Genomic DNA, 21,214 nt, shown 5'->3' on the forward strand with positions numbered 1-21,214 from the left:
TATATATGGATTTATAATGGTTAGTTTATTTATTGTAATTGGTAGTGCTTTATTATTTATCATTCTATTTTTTAAAAGCTCAATCTTTTAAACAATTATTACTACGATAGAACAAAAAAGATAGGTAAGCAAATCATGTTTCTGCTTACCCATCCTTTTTCATTTTACGTCAATTTTATTTCATGATTATAATGAAATCACTCTACCCGTTCTACTACTTTCCATTGCAGATTCAATTATTCGAATGACTTCCAAGCCCTCTTCAGCTGTTACAGGTGGATGTTCACCATGCATAATACTATCTCGTATTCCTTTGTAATATTGCTCGTAGCACCCAACTTCTGTTTGAATTCTTTCTGTCTTCTCTTCTGTTTCTAAAATGGCAAACTGATTTTCTTGATCTTCTCCGTATCCAATATCACCTGGTTTCATACCCGATTTTAATTGTTTTTCCTGTGAATCCATGCCATATTTCACAATTGATCCTTTGTCACCATGAACAATGAAATGCGGCCCAGCATGTTTCACATAACTGCTGCTATGCAAACTAATACGCTTTACTCTATAGTGAAGTACAAGATGGAAATAATCATCAATTTCCGCACCAGGTCGCTGCGTAACGACATCAGCATAAATACGATCTGGCTTACCGAATAATAATAAAGCTTGGTCAATTAAATGCGATCCTAAGTCATATAAAATGCCCGATCCTGGTAAATTTTTTTCTCGCCAGCGATCGCGTACATTTGGACGAAAACGATCAAAATGCGCTTCATATGCATATATATTTCCAATGCGTTTTTCCTCTATTAACTTCTTTATCGTTAAAAAGTCATTATCAAAACGACGATTATGATACACACTAAGAATGACATGATGCTTCTTCGCTAAAGAGATAAGCTCCGTTCCTTCTTCTACTGACACAACAAAAGGTTTTTCTACCACAACATGTTTTCCATGTTGTATTGCTTCTTTCACAAATGGAAAATGTGTTGTATTTGGTGACGTAATGACAACAAGGTCAATATCATCTCGTTTAACTAATCCCCCAATTGTAGCTTCTACTTGTACGTTTGGTAACGTTTCTTTTACGACTTCTTCCTTTGAAGAAACAATCGCTCGAATATCATATTCTTCAATTGTTTGTAATAATGGGATATGAAATGTTGTACTAGAAAATCCAAATCCTACAATCCCTACACCTATTTTTTTCATTTTGTCCCTCCATCTATGAGAACGATTTCATTTTTCATTATAGCAAGGGTATTGTTATCTGCCTAATACTTTGCTTCATGGCCAAAAAATCCTTGCTATATGGAAACTAGCAAGGATTTCTTCTATTTATTCAGTTCGTTTCTGCGTCCACGTTTCAACCACTTCGCCTGTCTCATTCACATCTAGTACGAGACTTCCATTACTGTAGCGGTCTTTATTCCGGAAAGTTTTTGGATCAATTTCTTCTACAATTTGTTTTTCTGTTTTCATATATACTAATTCGTCATCTCGAATAACCTCAATGCCAACAATACGGTACGGATTCCGTTTTAATTCTTTAAAAATGACAAGGCCTCGTTTCGCCCTTGTTGATTTTTCAATTTCAGAAGCTTTTAATCGTTTCACTGCACCGCGCTGTGTAACAAGCATGAATTGATCTTTTTCACTATTTAACGGTTTACCAGCAGCAACATAATCATCTTCTTTTAAATTAATTGCCTTAACACCAGCTGCCCTTACGCCAACCGGACTCACTTCTTCCTCATCAAAAATAAGTGCATATGCACCGTGTGTCGCAAGAACAATATCACTTGTTCCATCTGTCGCAAAGATATCGACAACTTCATCATCTTTTTTCAAATTTATCGCCACAAATGCTCGAGAGTAACGCTGGACTTTATATTGGTTCAGTTCTGTTTTCTTAATCATACCATTTCGTGTAACAAATACGACAAATCGCTTTTCTTCCTCAAAATTCGGTACAACCGTAGCCCATATTAACGTCTCATCGCGATCCAGTGAAACGATATTTGCAACGTGCTGTCCTAAATCTTTCCAACGAATATCCGGCATTTCATATACAGGTAAATAAATGTAATTTCCTTTATTCGTAAACAAGAGAACCGTTTCTGTCGTATTTGTATCAAATCGTTCGAGTAAGACGTCGCCCTCTTTCATACCGAAGTCTTTCCCATTTGATGCATTATGCGAACGCCAGCCCGTTCGCTTCACATACCCTTCTTTCGTTACTGTAACGATAACATCTTCTTGCGGAATCATCACTTCTACATCAATTTTAATTTCTTCAATTTCTTCTTCAATTACAGAACGGCGTTCGTCACTATATGTTTTCTTCACTCGTTTTAAATCCGCTTTAATGACTTGAAGAAGTTTCTTTTCACTGTTTAAAATAGCTTGTAACGTTGTGATTTTTTGATTCAATTCTTCCGCTTCATTCTCTAGTGCTGTAATATCTGTATTTGTTAAACGATATAACTGTAAGGAAACAATTGCTTCTGCCTGCGCTTCTGTAAAGCTAAATTTTGCAATTAAATTATCTTTCGCATTTCGTTTATCTTTAGATGCTCGAATGGTTTCAATTACTTGATCTAAAATTGATAAAGCTTTCATTAAGCCTTCTACAATATGTTGACGATTTTCTGCTTTTCTTAATTCATACTGCGAACGCCTTGTCACAACTTCCTTTTGATGTCCGATATAGGCATCTAAAATATTTGGCAATGTCATAAGCGTTGGACGTCGATTATTAATCGCTACCATATTAAAGTTGTATGTGATTTGTAAATCTGTGTTTTTATATAAGTAATTTAAAATCCCTTCCGCATTTGCTTCTTTTTTCAACTCTATAACGATACGAAGACCTGTACGATCCGTTTCATCACGAACTTCTGCAATTCCATCTAACTTTTTATCAAGACGTAGTTCATCCATTTTTTTTACGAGATTCGCCTTGTTTACTTCGTAAGGGATTTCTGTAATAACGATTTGTTGTTTTCCACCACGAATCGTTTCTACCTCTGCTTTTCCGCGAATAATTATTTTTCCTTTTCCAGTTTCATATGCTTTTTTTATTCCATCAATTCCTTGAATGATACCGCCCGTTGGAAAATCCGGTCCTTTTATAATTGCTAGTAAATCATCTACCGTACAATTCGGCTTATCAATGCGCATCATTGTCGCATCGATTACTTCACCAAGATGATGCGGAGGAATTTCTGTTGCATATCCAGCCGAAATCCCCGTTGATCCATTTACTAATAAGTTTGGAAACATCGCAGGTAAGACAACCGGTTCTTCACTTGTATCATCAAAGTTTGGAACAAACTCCACCGTTTCTTTATCAATATCACGGAGAAGTTCAGAAGCGATTGGCGATAAGCGCGCTTCTGTATAACGCATAGCCGCTGCTGGGTCGCCATCTACACTACCATTATTCCCATGCATTTCAACTAAAACATTTCGAACTTTCCAATCTTGACTTAAACGAACCATGGCTTCATATACAGAAGAATCACCATGCGGATGATAGTTACCGATAACATTACCAACTGTTTTAGCTGATTTACGAAATGGCTTATCATTCACATTTCCTTCTACATACATGGAATATAAAATACGTCTTTGTACTGGTTTTAAACCGTCACGCGCATCTGGAAGCGCACGATCTTGAATAATATATTTACTGTAACGTGCAAAGCGATCACCTAACACATCTTCAAGCGGGAGGTCATGAAACTTCTCTGCTTGCATGTTATTCCACCTCCGTCTCCATAATCATTTCATTTTCTAAAATATTGCCTTCTTCTTGCATACCGAACTGTACATTGCGCTCAATCCATTTACGACGAGGTTCTACTTTATCTCCCATCAACGTTGTAACGCGACGTTCTGCTCTTGCCGCATCATCAATTTTCACACGAATTAATGTACGCGTCTCTGGATTCATCGTTGTTTCCCATAATTGATCGGCGTTCATTTCACCAAGTCCTTTATAACGCTGTAAGATATAACCTTTCCCAACTTTTTTCGTTACGCTAGCCAACTCTTCATCTGACCATGCATATTCAATCACTTCGTTTTTTCCTTTTCCTTTACTTACTTTATATAAAGGTGGAAGGGCAATAAATACTTTTCCAGCTTCAATTAACGACTTCATATAGCGATAGAAAAATGTAAGTAACAGCACTTGAATATGAGCTCCATCTGTATCGGCATCGGTCATGATCACCACTTTATCATAGTTGATATCTTCAATAGAAAACTCATTGCCAACACCGCCACCGATTGCATAAATGATTGTATTAATCTCTTCATTTTTGAAAATATCAGCAAGTTTTGCCTTTTCCGTATTGATTACTTTACCACGAAGAGGTAATACTGCTTGAAAACGACGATCACGTCCTTGTTTCGCAGATCCACCAGCAGAATCACCCTCTACTAAATACAATTCATTTTTCTGTGGGTTACGTGATTGTGCAGGTGTTAACTTTCCGCTTAAAGTCCCTTCTGAACGCTTTTTCTTCTTGCCAGTACGCGCTTCTTCTCTCGCTTTACGAGCAGCTTCTCGTGCCTGTGCTGCTTTAATCGCTTTTTTCACAAGAAGTGTAGCTACATCAGGAGTTTCTTCTAAAAAGTAAGCTAAGTGCTCCGATACAATCGCATCAATAGAAGAACGAGCCTCACTTGTGCCGAGTTTTCCTTTCGTTTGTCCTTCAAATTGAAGTAACTCTTCTGGTACACGAACAGAAACAACCGCTGCTAACCCTTCACGAATATCTGTACCTTCTAAATTCTTATCTTTTTCTTTTAATAAAGAAACTTTGCGAGCATATTCATTGAAGACACGAGTCATTGCTGTTTTAAATCCAGCTTCATGCGTCCCGCCATCTTTCGTACGTACATTATTTACAAATGAAAGAATGTTCTCTGAATAGCCATCGTTAAACTGAAATGCTAACTCTGCTTCAATTCCATTTTGTTCTCCGGAGAAATAAACAACGGGATGAATCGCATCTTTCTCCTCATTTAAATATGAAACAAAAGCCTCAATACCTGTTTCATAATGGAAAACATCTTCTAAATCATTTCGCTCATCTTTGATTGAAATTTTCATCCCTTTTAATAAGAATGCCGATTCACGTAATCTTTCACATAACGTCTCATAATTATAATTTGTTGTACTAAAAATAGATGAATCCGGTTTAAAATGCATCGTTGTACCAGATTCTTTCGTTTTTCCAATTTTCTCTAACGTTGTTACAGGAATACCGCCATTTTCAAAGCGTTGCTCATAAATGTTTCCATCGCGCTTAATTGTTACGACTAGCCATTCTGATAGTGCATTTACAACCGATGCTCCAACACCGTGTAAACCACCGCTTGTTTTATAGCCACCTTGTCCAAACTTACCACCTGCATGAAGTATAGTTAAAATAACTTCAGGTGTTGGTTTCCCAAGTTTATGCATTCCCGTCGGCATTCCTCGCCCTTTATCAATAACACTAATACTATTATCTTTATGTATGATGACAGAAATTTCATCGCCAAACCCTGCTAATGCTTCATCAACAGAGTTATCTACTATTTCGTATACTAAATGATGCAATCCACGGCTGTCCGTGCTCCCGATATACATACCCGGGCGTTTTCGAACGGCTTCAAGGCCTTCTAACACTTGAATTGCATCTTCATTATATTGAAATTGATGCTTTGCCAAACTCCTTGCCCCTTTCCTAGTCAAAATCAGAACATATGTTTCTATTATAGAATAACGCCTTAACCATGTGTTTGGCAAGGTATGTTATCCTTTTATATACCATTTTCAAAAGAAAAATCCTTGTTTTTGTACAAGGATTCCTCTAGGCTACTATTTCAGAAAAATAATCGTTTGTCAACGAGAAATGGATATGTATTCCAAAACTACACATTCCACCATTTTATCATTATCCAAATGATAAAGATCCAAAACGGGATAACGAGTACCAATCCCCAAAAACAGCCTTTAAAAAATCTCATGATGAACACCTCGTCCATCTACTCAGTCTCTAAGCAGAGAACAAAAGTGAAAGCCTCTCTTTCATTTTGAGGGCCAATGCTACTTTGTCATTGCATGTTCTACTTTAATACAGCGATCCATAATGACCGTATGGCCCTTTTCTGTTAGAAACTGATAAGTATCTTCATCTTGTACTCCTAATTGTGCCCAAAAAACATCCGCATCAACCTCGACAAATTCTTTGGCAACATCCATTAAAAATTCGGAGCGACGAAATACGTTCACAATATCAATATGTTCTTTTATCTCTTTTAAAGAAGAAACTGCTTTTTCTCCTAACACTTCTGTAATCGCTGGGTTAACTGGAATAATGCGATATCCAGCGTCTTGCATCGCTTTTGAAACCATATATGATGTACGCTCAGGTTTATCAGATAAACCGACAACCGCGATTGTTTTACTTTTTTTTAACACTTCACCAATTTCCGAACGAGTTGGATTTTTAATTGTCATATTAAATCCCTCCTATTCTTTTAGTATAGCCGATAAAGAAAGCCTCTTTCAATACGAAAGAGACTTTCTTTATTAATTCTTAGCCGAAGCGTTATCCGTTAAAGTAGCAGTTTTCGTCATTTTTTCACCATTGCGATAAAATGTCACATCAATTTTATCTCCTACTTTTTTCTTTTCGTATAAATATTTACGGAATTGCAATGCATTCTCCACTTTTTGGTTATCTAATGCAACAACAACGTCATATTGCTCTAGTCCAGCTTTTTCTGCTGGTGAAATTGGATAAACTTTCCCTAACACAACTCCACTTGTTATATCTTTTGGTAATTTCAATTGTGAAGCGTATCTTTGCACATCTTCTAATGAAACAACTCCAACGCCAAGAGCTGGTCGTTTCACTGTTCCATCTTTTTCAAGTGATTCAATCACAGGTTTTGCAATATTAATCGGAATGGCGAACCCGATTCCTTCTACTTCTTGCTGTGCAATTTTACTAGAGTTAATCCCAATTACTTCGCCATTTTGGTTAAATAAAGCACCGCCGCTATTTCCTGGGTTAATCGCTGCATCTGTTTGAATCACTTGTGCATTCCAATCGGGACGTTTATCACCATCGATATCAACTGGAATTTCACGTTCTTTACTACTGATAATTCCTTCTGTTACACTGCCATCAAAGCCTAGCGGATTCCCGATTGCGATGGCTGGTTCGCCTGCACGAATTTTGCTAGAATCCCCTAGCGTAGCAACTTTATTAATATTGGAACCATCGATTTCGACAACAGCTAAATCTAGCCAAGGATCTTTCCCAACTAATTTTGCATCAACCTCTTTACCATTGCTTAATTTAACAGCAAGTTTATTGGCTCCATCCACTACGTGATTATTTGTAACAACATATGCTTTATTCCCAGCTTTTTTATAAATAACGCCCGATCCTAAGCCAGCTTCTTGCTCTTGACCAATCGGCTGCATAGCAAATGGATCGATTGTTTTTTGCATATTGATAACACCGACAACAACTTCTTTTGCCCCTTCAATCATGCCAGGTAAATCTGTTTCATTTTTCGATTTATTCACAACTGGTACAACCGTACCTTCTACGTTTGAATTAGAAGATACAGATGAAACAGCTACATCGTTATTTTTTGCCCATGGCATATAAGGTGCTGCAAAACTAATAGAAACTGCTCCGACCACAGCTCCAACTAAACCGGTAAAGAAATACCCTTTTTTACTACCGTTTTTTCTTATTTCTTTTGTTTCGTCATATTCTCCGTTCATATTTGGTCCGTCATAATATCCCATGTTAACTTCCCCTCTCTGCTGAATTCGTATTTTCAGTATAATCACATTTTGTGTCCTTCTTGTGAACTCATCGTGAAATCCAATTCAAAAATGTCCTTATTCATTATTCTAGACAAAAAAATGAGAATTTGTACATTCATTTGCAAAAGAAAGTGTCATTTTGTTATATTTTCAAGCTAAGTTACATAGGTTAAAAAGATTACTCTTCAAATTTATACCCAACTCGGATAACGGTTCCAATATGCTTTGCTTTATCACCTAGTTTATTACGTAATTTTTTAATATGCGTATCTACTGTTCGATCATCACCATAATAATCGTATCCCCACAGCTGATCTAATAAATGTTGACGTGATAATACAATTCCTTTGTTTTCCATTAAATACACAAGAAGTTCAAATTCCTTATGCGTTAATATAATTTCCTTTCCATCTACAAATACTGTTCTCGAAAGTCGATTGACATCAATTCCAGCTGCAGATAGCACATTATCTTCGGCAACACCTACCGCTCCATCTGCTCGTTTTAATAATGTTTTTGCACGCGCTACTAACACTTTCGGACTGAATGGTTTTGTTACATACTCATCTGCACCTAACTCAAATCCTAGCAATGTATCATCTTCATCAGAGCGCGCTGTTAGCATAATAATCGGTACCGCTGATTCTTTACGAATACGACGACAAACGGACCATCCATCAATTTCTGGCAACATAATGTCTAACATAATTAAATCAATTGTATGTTCAGCAAATAATTCTAACGCTTGTTTCCCGTCCTCTGCTTCGATTACTTCAAAGCCTTCATTACGGAAATAATCGCTCACAATTTCGCGTAGTCTTCTTTCATCTTCAACAAGTAATACCGTTTTATTCATCTGACTTATCCCGCCTTTTTACTCTTTCAATCGAATAATACGTTGATTGGAGCTTCCGCGAAATGGAAGTGTTAAATCTCTTTTATCGAGTTGAAACCTCCCATCGACCAGAACATCCCCATACTGTAACAATTCTATCATATCATTATTTTGAGAGTTCTGTATCTCTTCTAATGTATAACCTGTGTAAATCCATAAATTTTTCCCTAAATCCTTTACCCCTTTTGCTACTTTTTTTACTTCTGCAGCTTGAAGGAATGGATCTCCACCTGAAAATGTTACATCAGTAAGCGGATTTTTGACAATCTCTTTTATAATTTCTTCTGCGGTCATTTCTGTCCCATTACAAATATTCCAAGACTGAGGATTATGACAACCAACACAACGATGCGGACAGCCCGCAAAAAACACGACTGTCCGCAATCCTTCTCCATCTACTACACTATCATGAATCATGTTCATTACTCTCATTTATGCTTCACCCGATCCGCTTCTTCCCTACGCTTTGCGCTATTCCACTTCGACATATCTCCTACTAAATACCCAGTAATACGACGAATTCTTTCGATTTCATGTTCATTTTCGTTCCCACAACTTGGACACTCATTTTCAATTACACCACGATAACCACAGCACTTACAACGGTCCACAGGATGATTGATTGATCCGTATCCTACTCCATACTGCGACATCGCTTGTACAATTTGTTTTAATGCTTTTACATTATGAACAGCAGCACCATCTAATTCAATATACGTAATATGCCCCCCGTTACACAGTGCATGAAAAGGCCCCTCTAATCGAATTTTTTTCACAGCTTGAATAGGGTAATACACCGGAATATGAAATGAATTTGTATAGTAATTACGATTGGTTACCCCATTTATACTCCCGAACTCTTCTCGATCCTTTTTCACGAATTTTCCAGAAAGTCCTTCGGCCGGCGTTGCGATTAACGAAAAATTCAAATTGTATTTCTCTGTTGCCTCGTCCATTTTCTGTCTCATAAACCGAACGATTTCATACCCAAGTTGCCAAGTACCTTCATCTTCTCCATGGTGTTTACCAGTTAAAGCAACTAAACATTCCGCAAGACCAATAAAACCGATGCTAAGCGTACCTTGTTTTAAGATTTCAGCTACAGAATCTTCAGGTTGTAACTTCTCTCCCCCACGCCATACGCCTTGTGAATATAAAAATTGAAAATCTCTTGCTTTTTTTGTACATTGGTAAGCAAATCTTTCTAGCAGTTGACGAACACCAAGATCTAGATAATACTGTAATGCCTCAAAAAAAGCTTCTTTTGATCCACTAATCAATGCTAATTTCACTAAATTGATAGATGTAAAAGAGAGATTTCCTCTTCCAATTGCATTTTCCTCCCCATGAATGTTAGCCATCACACGAGTTCTACACCCCATATAACACGCTTCACTTTCATGACTTCCATCATAATAAGCAGCATTAAACGGTGCATCTAAAAATGAGAAATTCGGAAATAATCGCTCTGCTGTCGTTTCTAACGCTAATTCAAATAAATCATAGTTCGGATCACTCTCTTCAAAATTCACACCTTTTTTTAATTTAAAAATTTGAATAGGAAAAATGGGTGTTTCTCCTGCCCCTAAGCCCGCTTGCGTTGCCCGTAACAATTGTTTAATTAATAGTCTTCCTTCTTTTGATGTGTCTGTTCCGTAATTAATAGAAATAAACGGTACTTGTCCACCACCTCGGCTATGCATACTATTGGAATTATGAATAAACGCTTCACATGCTTGGTACGTATCATTTTCTGTTTCTTTCCATGCAAACTCTTCTATTTGTTCCGCTTGTAATGGATATTTTTCTAATCGTTTTTTATTTCTTTCAAATGTTTTTTTTACATACGGCGCTAAATCAACATCAAATAGCGCAAACGATTGTCCACCATGCTGCATATTTTGATTAGCCTGAAAAATAATCGAAGCAAGCGCCAATGCACTTTTTATATCTTGCGGTTCTCTCATATGACCGTGTCCTGTATGAAATCCATTCTCCAACATTTGTGCTAATGGAATTTGTGAACATGTTGTCGTACCTGTCACATAAAAATCTAAATCATGTGGATATAATATATTTTGCTTAATCGCTTTTCTCACTTGATCAGATAATAACGTTTCTACTGCATAATATTTTGCACTCTCTGAAGCCAATGTTCCCATCATCCCCATCGGAGATCGGCCATCGACATTTGCATTTTCTTGCATTAAATCCTGTTCATGACCATGGACAATTGTTTCAAAAACCTTCATAAGTTCTTCTTCACGTATACTTTTTGTTATCATTACCGAACCCTCCAACTATATCTTGTTACCAATCTAACTAAATGATACAACATATAGTTCGGATGATTCTGCGAGAAATGTAACATTCCTGTGAAAGTTTTTTAAGAAACATTGACGAATCATTTTACAAAAAAGAAATGTGCTCTTTACAAATGTATGGTACAATATACGGGAAAAACTCTTTTTACCCTTTATCAACACATTTGAATAAAGGAGACTGAACTTATGTTTATTACATACCTTTTATTAATCGTGGCCTATCTACTTGGTTCGATTCCATTTGCACTTGTAGTTGGAAAGATTGGTTATGGAATCGACATTCGCGAGCATGGCAGCGGAAATTTAGGAGGAACGAATACATTTCGTACATTAGGGAAAAAAGCCGGTTTTATCGTTACAATTGCCGACATTTTAAAAGGGACATTAGCAACAGGCTTACCGCTTATTTTCAGCTTAGATATCCATCCACTTTTGTTTGGATTAGCCGCTGTTCTTGGACATGTATATCCAATTTTCGCAAGATTTCGTGGTGGAAAAGCAGTTGCCACTTCTGCTGGGGTACTATTATGTTATGCACCCATTATTTTTGCAATATTAGCTGTTGTCTTTTTCACCCTTCTATTTACAACGAGATATGTATCTCTTTCTTCTATGGTGACAGCAATCGCAGCTGTTATCGCATCAATTGTGAATGGGGATAAAATCTTTATTGTTGCAATGTGTTTATTAGCTGGTATGGTAATTTATAGACATCGTGCAAATATTGGACGAATTATAAATAAAACTGAACCAAAGGCAAATTTTACAAAGAAACAAAAGTAAGATGATAACCCACATAACGCAAAAAGAAAACGCAAAGCATATTAATAGCGTCTTTTTGCGTTATTTTTTATACTAATATAAAACCCATATTATTTGGAGGAACTATATATGAATCTTTCTGTAACAAAAGAAGCTGCAACTTGGTACAAAGAAGAATTAAACTTACAATCTGGCGATACAATTCGCTTTTTCGTACAATACGGTGGTTGTAGTACAGTGCAAAAAGGGCTTTCTTTAGGTATACGTAAAGACGAGCCGGCACAACCTGCTGTTGAAATTCAAGAAGAAGGAATTACATTCTTTATTGAAAGTGATGATGAATGGTACTTTGATGGTCATAATTTATCCGTTACTTTTAACAAAGACGATGCCTTTCCACAATTTCATTACGAGAAATAAAAAAAAGCGTGGCAAATGCCACGTTTTTTATTTTCTCTTAATTTCTTCATATTTTGCATACCACTCTGGATATAGTTTCTTAAGGGATACTGGTCGAAACCCCTCTTTCTTAACACAAATATTTGTTGTTGTTGCTGTAATGCAAAGATCTCCATCACCGTTATAAATTTCATACCCATATATAACACGGAGCGGACTTACAGAATCAACCCATGTTTTTACAATTGCTTTTTCTCCATAACGCATTGCTTTACGATATGAAATTTGTAAGTCTAAGACAGGAGAAATAATCCCGTCTTTCTCCATTTCAACATATGAGAATCCTAAATCTTGTATTAATTTCGTACGCCCTAACTCTAGCCATACTAAATAATTAGAATGATACACAACACCCATTTGATCAGTTTCCGCATAGCGAATCTCAATTTCTTGTTCAGCTACAAACATATCTCTATCTCCTTCTCACTTCTGTTTCCTCACATACATTTAATCATAATACAGGAGAATCAAAAATAAAATAAAAACGATGGATCTTTCACCGAAAGGAGCACGTATATGATTCAAATTGTAACTGTTCGTAGCGGCGATAGCGTATATAGCTTAGCCATGAAATATGGAACGACACCTGAAGAAATTGTAAAAGATAATGGATTGAACCCTGCCGAGACACTCGTTGTCGGCCAGGCACTTATTGTAAATACGAAAGGAAATAATTATTATGTCCAGCCAGGAGACAGCCTTTATAAAATTTCACAAACGTATAATGTCCCCCTTGCCAGCTTAGCAAAAGTAAATAATCTATCATTAAAATCTATTTTACATGTCGGACAACAACTATATGTACCGAAAGGCTCCAAACGAGCAGTAGAATCTATTGCCTATTTACAACCATCGACAATCCCGATTAAAGAAAGCCTAGTGAATGCTACGCGAGCTGTTATCCCATATTTAACATACTTAGCTTATTTTAGTTTTGAACCACAGAGAGATGGAACCTTAAAAGAACCGACGGAAACGGCTAGAATTGCTGAACTTGCTAGACAAGGCCAAACAATTCCCATGCTCGTCATTACAAATATCGAAAATGGAAATTTCAGTTCGGAATTAGCATCTATCTTTTTAAGAAGTGCTACAATTCAAAATAGGTTTATTACAAATATTCTTCAAACAGCTGAAAAATATGGCATGCGCGACATTCACTTTGATTTTGAAAATGTCGCTCCAGAAGACCGAGAAGCATATAATCGTTTTTTACGAAACGTCAAAACACGATTACCTGAAGGATATACGTTGAGTACGACACTTGTCCCAAAAACAAGTTCAGAACAAAAAGGAAAGTTTTTCGAGGCGCATGATTATAAGGCACAAGGAGAAATTGTTGATTTTGTCGTCATTATGACCTATGACTGGGGATGGCAAGGAGGACCACCAATGGCCATTTCTCCTATTGGCCCTGTCAGACAAGTCATCCAATACGCCAAATCACAAATGCCCCCTCATAAAATTATGATGGGACAAAATCTATATGGCTTTGACTGGCCCCTTCCATTTCAAGAAGGCAATCCTCCTGCTAAAGCAGTGAGCTCTATCGCTGCGGTTTCTCTTGCACGTAAATACAATGTACCGATTCGATATGATTTCACTGCACAAGCACCTCATTTCAATTACTTTAACGAAAACGGTGTGCAACATGAAGTATGGTTTGAGGACGCTCGCTCTATTCAAAGTAAATTCAATCTAATAAAAGAACTAGGTATACGCGGTATTAGCTATTGGAAAATCGGTCTACCTTTTCCGCAAAATTGGCGCTTATTAGTGGAGAACTTCACCATCACTAAAAAAGACTGACTTTTGTCAGCCTTTTTCATTGTTTAAGATTCGTCTTTTATTTCATTTTTCAAGAATTCTATACTTTCTAAACGTCTCTCGTTTTTCGCCTCAATAACAGCGCGATCCTTTTCACTAGAAAGTTCTGCTGTTTCTTTTGCTTCATTAAAATTATCAATCGTATTTTGCAACGTTTCCTGTAACTTTTCCGCATTATCGCTGCGATCATCTGGATTTGGTTGATATTGATTTGACATATTTCTTCCCTCCTAGTAAAGTATACATACTCTATTAGTTGTTCCTATATAACATGAAATATATACATAAAGAAAAAGGAGAATGAAAACATCCTCCTTTTTCTTTAACCATTATCCACAATCGGTTGTTTACCAGTCGTGTCCTGCATTTGTTTCCCTTTATTTCCACCAGCTTTTTTCGATTGCGTTCCGATATGGTTCGGTACAAAATCTTTCGAATTCTTTTTTGGATTACCCATAACTATCGCCTCCTTATTACTAGTATCATACGAGTAATAAGAATTATTCAGCCTGCTTAAAAAGTTCCATCTCATAACGCTTCTCAATCTTTTCTTCAATCCGATCAATTGCATCACGATCGCTTAATAGTTGCCGCTTATTTTCCCTTACAAGTTCTTCAAATGTTTTCCGGCGATTTCTTCTCATGTTGTTCATCCTTTCTCCTACTCATTCTTGCTAATAGTATGAACAAACCGAAATCTCTTTAATCAGATTTGCAAGAAAATTTTTTGTTTTAGCGCAGAAAAGTTTATAATACAAAAAAGCCATTCTCGGAATGGATTTTTTGTATCTACTTATATTTCATTGTACTCCTGTGCAGCTTGTAGTAGGAAATCATACCGAGCTAAAATATAACTTTCTAATTTCATGACATCCTCTAAACTTTCAACCATAATTCTCGTTATACCTAATTCATTTTTTAAAGCTGGTTCACATTTTAAATCCGCGCAGATTGCTTGTATTTCTCGTTCTGTTTTTTCTGTTAATACATATTTTTTTCGCCCTTTCACTTTCATTCTCGCAATTAACTGAAAAGCTTTTATATCTAAATAATTACCGGTACTTACATAACGAATATACTCTACTGTACGATTATTCTTTATTAGCATTTCTTTTATGAGCGTATATACAGTCTCTTCTTCCATTACTTCTTTTTTCAGACTCTTTCGCCCGTCCCCTTGCATATTTGCACACTGTTGATAAACGGCTGCACATGTTATACAATCATCCAGTGCATTATGGGAACTTAATCGTATACCCAGCATTCTTTTTAATGTTTCCAGCTTAAAGTTTGGAGCGTGTTTCATATATTTTTTAGCTAAAAGTACTGTGTCAATCACCTTATTGTTCGGCTCTCCTAATTGAAATCTGCTCATATTACTTTTTAAAAAACGCATATCAAAAGAGGCGTTGTGGGCAACAATTGTATCGTTACCTAAAAACGCTAAAAATAACGGTAACACTTCTTGAACAGTTGGTGCATCTGAAACACGATAGTTCGTAATTCCTGTTAAGCTTGTGATTCGACTCGGTATCGATCTTTCTGGATTTACGAATGAAACAAATTGGTCTGCTAATTCATGATTGCGATATCGAACTGCGGCTACTTGAATGATCCGATCGTTATATGGGTGAAAACCTGTCGTCTCAAAATCAATTACAACATAATTTGCTGGTAAAGATACATATCCCACAACATACTCCCCTTACTGATTATTTTTATTTCCTATATCATATCATGAACAAATCTTTTCTTGAAAAAGAAAAGACAGAACCGATCTGATATCAATTCTGTCTTTTTCACTATTTTAATTTCGCAACACGTTTCTCCATCTCTTTTTGTGTCATTGGCCCAATAAATTTATCTTGTATGATACCTTTTGTATTTATAAAATAAGAAGTTGGAATTGTGATAACTTTATATCTCGTCGTAACACTTATATCTGTATCCAGTAAAATGGGAAATGTAACACCTTTTTCCTCTGCAAACTGTCTAACCTTCTCCGTCCCATTCGCTCGTTCTGAAACTGTATAATTTACTGCAAGAATTTCTATATCTTCCTTATGCTTCTTATAAAAAGCTTCCATATCTGGCATCTCCTGCTGACAAGGACCGCACCATGTTGCCCAGAAATTCACAATTACTTTCTTTCCTTTTAAATCTGATAATTTTACCTTCGTACCATCTAACTTCGCCAATTCAAAATGAGGCGCAGCCTTCCCAACTTCAATTCCATTTTGAGCGACCATATCTTTCATTGTTGTTTCGCTCTTTACTTGCCCTTTACTTACTTGCTTTTCATTCGGTTTAAACTGCTCATACAAAGCATAACTCGCTAAGCAAAGTAATACAGCACCAATAATAATCTTTCGCCACATATACATCATCCTTATCATTCTCTCGTTATAGATCCATTTCAACCAAAGATTTTATTTATATTTAGCTTACACGGACAAACTTAGAAATATTCCCCTTGAAACAAACGATAATCACAATAACATTATGAATTTTTTCCTTTTTATCCTATAATAGGAATATATATTTTGAAAATGAAATTTATTATAAACATTTCACCTTCTATGAACACATTATGTTTATTCACGTTCCTATATTTTCTTATTCTCATTCTTTTTTGTTTTTCCTTTTATATAAGACGAAAAACAGTCTTTCAAATAAAGTGAAACTTTAATCAGTGGGGGTTTTCTTCATCCCCCACTGATTATGAGCTCTCACCAATCGGGCTGCCCTAAAATAGCGGGATAAACGACTGTTTTAATACGGTTCAACTTTATTCCTTTTCAATGTATTCTAATATATCACCAGGTTGGCATTGCAACTCCTTGCAAAGAGCTTCTAATGTGGAAAAGCGAATAGCTTTTGCTTTTTCCGTTTTTAATATGGATAAGTTACTATTCGTGATTCCGACTCTTTTCGCTAATTCGCCAAGTGTTATTTTTCTTTTTGCCATCACAACATCTAAATTTACTCGTATCATTTTAAAAATCCTAAACCGTTAGTTTGTTTTCTTCTGCGATTTGAACAGCATATTTAAAAATTTTACTCAATAAAAGGAGTGCAATTCCAGCAAAGAACAATCCCATATTAAGATGCAGCGAATACAGTAATTGACCATTTTCTAAGCTTGTTACCCAACTTTCTTTTGGAAAGATAAAATACTGTTTTGTAATAAGTTTATTGATGACTCCTTCCGGTTCTTGCTTAAAAAATAAAAACATCATTTTAGAAATCTCATTATGATGAATATTTTCTAGCACGCACAAAATGAGGAAAATAAAACCAACGTTTCTCATATAATGCGCATTTTCTATAATAAAAAATTGATTGCGAACTAAATTACGGAAAAAAGCTCTTATTTGACAAAGTAAGAAAATATTCAGCCCCATCATAATTAACATAAAGATAGCAATCCATAAAGGAAGTTGAAAATTTCTCGCTTCAATTGCTAATCCCCCTAAACCAGGTGACATTGTAAACCATTTCGGTTTAACAAAAATACCAAACGCCAAAAAGACGCTAATAAAAGTCATATATAGAATTGCTAATGTCGTAAAAAATTGCAATATACGATAGATTTTTTCACTTTTCATTTCCATCCCTCCCATCTTAAACATAACTAATTTATTATCAATTATCAATATATTTTTATTGTTTCTCGATAAAAGCGTAAGAAAGGATGATTTTCATGTACCCTTTAGAAAAAATAGTTTTATATATTCTCAGCTTTCTCTTTTTTCCTATCAGGATCATCTATCTTTTTTCAGTAAAAGCCTTGAAAAACGGAAGGTTGGTCGCATTTGTCTTTATACCGCTTTAGTATCATTTCTTTTATCCACTGCACTTGGTATCCTCACTTTTTATACAACGACAATACCCCCTAGTTTGTAAAAATAAGAAAGGATGGATATAGTCTGGGAGAACATCCAATTAGTAAAAAGAACTACGCTATATGCGTATTTGTTTCATTTGTCTCATTTTCGTTCTTATATTTTTTGATAGAGAAAAAGAGGTTCCGGTCTCTACAACACACGATGCTCCACTACATAACATGCCCACCATTAATATGACGCAAATTTCAGAAAATAGTTTTGTTTTACAAGAAAAAATTCATTTGAATAAAGCAAAACAGGGGCAACATTTATGCCCCTGTTTCACAAATATAAATTCTATTTTTTCTTAGTTTGACACCTTAGATTCTTCTAATTTTTCACGAAGAACCATTTGTAGAATACCACCGTGACGGTAGTAGTCAATTTCAACTTCACTATCAAAACGTGCTACTACTTCAAATTGTTTTTCATTTCCGTCTGGGTCAATCGCCACTACTTTTACAATGTCACGTGGTTTTACTGTTTTGTCGATTTGAATTTCAAATGATTCATTACCAACAAGACCTAAAGTTTCAGCACTTTCGCCTTCTTTGAATTGCAGTGGTAGTACCCCCATTAAGACTAAGTTACTGCGGTGAATACGTTCGAAGCTTTCTGCAATTACTGCTTTAATGCCTAAAAGATTTGTACCTTTCGCAGCCCAGTCACGAGAGCTTCCCATACCATAATCTTTACCAGCAATAACTAAAAGACCCGTTCCGTCTTCTTTATATTTCATCGCAGCATCATAGATAGATGTTACTTCACCAGTTGGCCAATATGTTGTATAACCGCCTTCTGTTCCTGGTGCAATTTGGTTTTTAATACGAATGTTTGCAAATGTACCACGCATCATAACTTCATGGTTACCACGACGAGAACCATACGAGTTAAAGTCAACTGGCTGTACGCCATTTTCTAACAAATAACGTCCTGCTGGTGTATATTTACCAATTGAACCTGCTGGTGAAATATGGTCTGTTGTTACGGAATCTCCAAATTTACCGATTACACGTAAACCTGATAATGTTTCAACTTCACCTGGTTCTTTAGATAGCCCTTCAAAGAATGGCGGGTTTTGAATATATGTTGAATTTTCATCCCAAGTATATAATGCTTCATTTGAAGTTTGAATTTCATTCCAACGTTCATTGCTATTAAATACTTGGGCATATTCTTTCTTGAACAGTTCAGATGTAACAACACTTTTTACCACTTCTTCAATTTCTTTTGCCGACGGCCAAATATCATTGAAGTAAACAGGGTTACCACTTGCATCTTTACCAATCGCATCCTTCTTCAGGTCAATATCAACTGTACCTGCAAGCGCATATGCCACAACAAGTGGTGGTGATGCTAGATAGTTTGCTTTTACAAGTGGATGAATACGGCCTTCAAAGTTACGGTTACCTGATAAGACAGATGTTACTAATAAGTCATTTGCTGCAATAGCTTCTTCTAATTCTGGCGCTAATGGTCCAGAGTTACCGATACATGTCGTACAACCATAACCAACTGTTTGGAAACCTAATTGATTTAGATAATCTGTTAAACCAGATTTATCTAAGTATTCTGTAACAACTTTAGATCCTGGTGCTAATGATGTTTTTACATAACCAGGTACTTTCATACCTTTTTCAACTGCTTTCTTCGCAACTAAACCAGCGCCAACTAATACATATGGGTTAGATGTATTTGTACAGCTTGTAATTGCAGCGATTGCAATCGCACCTGTTTTCATCGTTACTTCTTGATCATTTAATTCAACTTTCACTTCTTTATCAAATTCTTGCTCTGTAAATCCAAGTCCTTGTGTTCCGACTGGCGCTACAACAGCTTTACGGAACTCTTCTTTCATATTTGAAAGTGGAATTAAATCTTGCGGACGTTTCGGACCAGAAAGGTTTGTTTCAATTTTACTTAAATCGATTTCAACAAGGTCTGTATAAATTGGATCTTGACTATCCGCTGTATAGAATAAACCATTTGCTTTACAATACTCTTCTACAAGACGAACTTGTTCTTCATTTCTTCCTGTTAGACGTAAATAATCTAATGAAATTTCATCGATTGGGAAGAAACCACACGTCGCTCCATATTCCGGTGCCATATTTGAAATTGTTGCACGGTCAGCTAGCGGCATGCTCTTTAATCCGCTACCAAAGAACTCAACAAATTTTCCAACTACACCTTTTTGACGTAACACTTGTGTTACTTTTAACGCGATGTCTGTCGCTGTTGTACCACTTGGAAGTGTTCCAGTTAATTTGACACCGATTACTTCTGGTACTGGAAAGTATGATGGTTGTCCAAGCATTCCTGCTTCCGCTTCAATACCACCAACGCCCCATCCAAGAACACCGATACCATTGATCATTGTTGTATGAGAATCTGTTCCTACTAATGAATCAGGGTATGCAACTAATTCGCCTTCAGCATTTGTCACCGCGTGCACAACCGGTGCTAAATATTCAAGGTTTACTTGGTGTACAATACCTGTTGCTGGTGGAACAGCACGGTAATTATCAAATGATTTTTGTGCCCAGTTTAAAAATTTATAACGTTCTTCATTACGTTTAAACTCTAAATCCATGTTGAATTCAAGCGCGTCTGCCGTACCCGCTCTATCAACCTGTACTGAGTGGTCAATAACAAGATCTACAGTAATTTCAGGGTTAATTTTATCAGGATCCCCACCCATATCTGCCATTGCTTTACGAAGTGAAGCTAAATCTACAACAGCAGGTACACCTGTGAAGTCTTGTAAGATTACACGAGATGGCTTAAATGGAACATCGATATCTTTCACATCTTGTGTTCCCCATTTCGCTAAGTTTGTAACATGCTCTTCCGTGATAACGCGTCCATCAACTTGACGAAGTACAGATTCAAGCAAAACTTTAATTGAATAAGGTAATTGTGATACATTACCCACCCCTGCATTTTCAAGCGCTTTCAATTGATAATAATGATACGTTTTCCCATCTACTTCAAATGTTGCACGAGATTGAAATGGATTATGTTTGACCATTATGTTTCCCCCCTGTTAAACATGACTAAGTTGTCTGAATATAAAATGTAGACGAACTTTTCAATACCTTACGATAATATCTTATTACAACTTTCTAAATAAGTAAATAATAAGAAACTTATAGTTTTTTATAAGTTTTCTTTATCTCATGAAATTTGAATAGTGTTCGTTCTCCTT

General features: G+C 36.2%; 20 protein-coding genes and 2 pseudogenes. 5 read left to right on the plus strand and 17 right to left on the minus strand.

The features are described 5' to 3' along the window. Positions 1-186: 186 nt before the first annotated feature. The 8 genes from BCER98_RS11425 to BCER98_RS11460 form a co-directional block, all read right to left on the minus strand. Positions 187-1,215 (minus strand): oxidoreductase, encoded by a 1,029-nt coding sequence (locus BCER98_RS11425; protein WP_012094688.1) that lies wholly within the window; start codon positions 1,213-1,215, stop codon positions 187-189. A 126-nt stretch (positions 1,216-1,341) separates the two neighbouring features. Then, positions 1,342-3,765 carry a DNA topoisomerase IV subunit A gene (gene parC / locus BCER98_RS11430; RefSeq protein ID WP_012094689.1) on the minus strand — a complete coding sequence of 808 codons (2,424 nt, stop codon included), beginning with the start codon at positions 3,763-3,765 and terminating at the stop codon, positions 1,342-1,344. Position 3,766: 1 nt separating this feature from the next. Continuing rightward, positions 3,767-5,731 carry a DNA topoisomerase IV subunit B gene (parE, locus tag BCER98_RS11435; RefSeq protein ID WP_012094690.1) on the minus strand — a complete coding sequence of 655 codons (1,965 nt, stop codon included), beginning with the start codon at positions 5,729-5,731 and terminating at the stop codon, positions 3,767-3,769. Positions 5,732-6,109: 378 nt separating this feature from the next. After that, complete coding sequence (locus BCER98_RS11440) at positions 6,110-6,523, minus strand: CoA-binding protein (RefSeq protein WP_012094691.1); 414 nt, start codon at positions 6,521-6,523, stop codon at positions 6,110-6,112. Between the two features lie 72 nt (positions 6,524-6,595). Further along, complete coding sequence (locus tag BCER98_RS11445; RefSeq protein WP_012094692.1) at positions 6,596-7,831, minus strand: S1C family serine protease; 1,236 nt, start codon at positions 7,829-7,831, stop codon at positions 6,596-6,598. A gap of 199 nt (positions 7,832-8,030) precedes the next feature. Continuing rightward, positions 8,031-8,708, minus strand: coding sequence for a response regulator transcription factor (locus BCER98_RS11450; RefSeq protein WP_012094693.1), 678 nt, complete (start codon positions 8,706-8,708; stop codon positions 8,031-8,033). Between the two features lie 18 nt (positions 8,709-8,726). Next, entirely contained in the window at positions 8,727-9,179 is a 453-nt protein-coding gene (gene nrdG, locus BCER98_RS11455; protein WP_012094694.1) for an anaerobic ribonucleoside-triphosphate reductase activating protein, read from the minus strand. Next, positions 9,176-11,032 carry an anaerobic ribonucleoside triphosphate reductase gene (locus tag BCER98_RS11460; RefSeq protein ID WP_012094695.1) on the minus strand — a complete coding sequence of 619 codons (1,857 nt, stop codon included), beginning with the start codon at positions 11,030-11,032 and terminating at the stop codon, positions 9,176-9,178. Before BCER98_RS11460 ends, nrdG begins: the two co-directional genes overlap by 4 nt. Positions 11,033-11,257: 225 nt before the next feature. On the opposite strand from BCER98_RS11460, the gene plsY reads away from it, so the two are divergent. Both plsY and BCER98_RS11470 read left to right on the plus strand, forming a co-directional pair. Beyond that, positions 11,258-11,854: a glycerol-3-phosphate 1-O-acyltransferase PlsY gene (plsY, locus tag BCER98_RS11465; RefSeq protein ID WP_012094696.1), complete on the plus strand. Its 597-nt coding sequence runs from the start codon at positions 11,258-11,260 to the stop codon at positions 11,852-11,854. Between the two features lie 108 nt (positions 11,855-11,962). Beyond that, positions 11,963-12,253 (plus strand): HesB/YadR/YfhF family protein, encoded by a 291-nt coding sequence (locus BCER98_RS11470; protein ID WP_012094697.1) that lies wholly within the window; start codon positions 11,963-11,965, stop codon positions 12,251-12,253. 27 nt (positions 12,254-12,280) lie between these two features. Here the strand turns inward: BCER98_RS11470 and BCER98_RS11475 are convergent, their stop codons facing one another. Continuing rightward, complete coding sequence (locus BCER98_RS11475; RefSeq protein WP_012094698.1) at positions 12,281-12,700, minus strand: acyl-CoA thioesterase; 420 nt, start codon at positions 12,698-12,700, stop codon at positions 12,281-12,283. Positions 12,701-12,808: 108 nt separating this feature from the next. On the opposite strand from BCER98_RS11475, the gene BCER98_RS11480 reads away from it, so the two are divergent. Then, a complete protein-coding gene (locus tag BCER98_RS11480) occupies positions 12,809-14,101 on the plus strand; it encodes a LysM peptidoglycan-binding domain-containing protein (RefSeq protein WP_012094699.1) in 1,293 nt (430 codons plus the stop codon). Between the two features lie 23 nt (positions 14,102-14,124). On the opposite strand, the gene tlp is transcribed toward BCER98_RS11480, so the two are convergent. The 7 genes from tlp to BCER98_RS11510 form a co-directional block, all read right to left on the minus strand. Next, positions 14,125-14,337 (minus strand): small acid-soluble spore protein Tlp, encoded by a 213-nt coding sequence (tlp, locus tag BCER98_RS11485; RefSeq protein ID WP_012094700.1) that lies wholly within the window; start codon positions 14,335-14,337, stop codon positions 14,125-14,127. A gap of 104 nt (positions 14,338-14,441) precedes the next feature. Further along, entirely contained in the window at positions 14,442-14,576 is a 135-nt protein-coding gene (gene sspN, locus BCER98_RS11490) for an acid-soluble spore protein SspN (protein WP_012094701.1), read from the minus strand. Between the two features lie 43 nt (positions 14,577-14,619). Then, positions 14,620-14,763 (minus strand): FbpB family small basic protein, encoded by a 144-nt coding sequence (locus tag BCER98_RS21170; protein ID WP_081428436.1) that lies wholly within the window; start codon positions 14,761-14,763, stop codon positions 14,620-14,622. A gap of 149 nt (positions 14,764-14,912) precedes the next feature. Next, entirely contained in the window at positions 14,913-15,812 is a 900-nt protein-coding gene (locus tag BCER98_RS11495) for a 3'-5' exonuclease (protein ID WP_012094703.1), read from the minus strand. A gap of 109 nt (positions 15,813-15,921) precedes the next feature. Continuing rightward, positions 15,922-16,497 carry a TlpA family protein disulfide reductase gene (locus BCER98_RS11500; protein WP_012094704.1) on the minus strand — a complete coding sequence of 192 codons (576 nt, stop codon included), beginning with the start codon at positions 16,495-16,497 and terminating at the stop codon, positions 15,922-15,924. Positions 16,498-16,907: 410 nt separating this feature from the next. Beyond that, the gene (locus BCER98_RS11505; RefSeq protein WP_012094705.1) at positions 16,908-17,114 is read right to left on the minus strand and encodes a helix-turn-helix domain-containing protein; all 207 of its coding nucleotides are present in this window, start codon (positions 17,112-17,114) and stop codon (positions 16,908-16,910) included. Between the two features lie 10 nt (positions 17,115-17,124). Beyond that, on the minus strand, positions 17,125-17,727 hold the full coding sequence (locus tag BCER98_RS11510) for a DUF2975 domain-containing protein (protein WP_012094706.1): 603 nt from the start codon (positions 17,725-17,727) through the stop codon (positions 17,125-17,127). Between the two features lie 95 nt (positions 17,728-17,822). On the opposite strand from BCER98_RS11510, the pseudogene BCER98_RS23100 reads away from it, so the two are divergent. Both BCER98_RS23100 and BCER98_RS23105 read left to right on the plus strand, forming a co-directional pair. Then, positions 17,823-18,025, plus strand: a pseudogene (locus BCER98_RS23100) (hypothetical protein). 23 nt (positions 18,026-18,048) lie between these two features. Further along, positions 18,049-18,239, plus strand: a pseudogene (locus BCER98_RS23105) (YmzC family protein); the annotation flags it as partial. Between the two features lie 74 nt (positions 18,240-18,313). Here BCER98_RS23105 and acnA read toward each other — a convergent pair. Continuing rightward, positions 18,314-21,037 (minus strand): aconitate hydratase AcnA, encoded by a 2,724-nt coding sequence (acnA, locus tag BCER98_RS11520; RefSeq protein WP_012094707.1) that lies wholly within the window; start codon positions 21,035-21,037, stop codon positions 18,314-18,316. Positions 21,038-21,214 lie beyond the last annotated feature (177 nt).

It is taken from the genome of Bacillus cytotoxicus NVH 391-98, assembly GCF_000017425.1.
GTDB classification, from domain to species: Bacteria; Bacillota; Bacilli; order Bacillales; family Bacillaceae_G; genus Bacillus_A; species Bacillus_A cytotoxicus.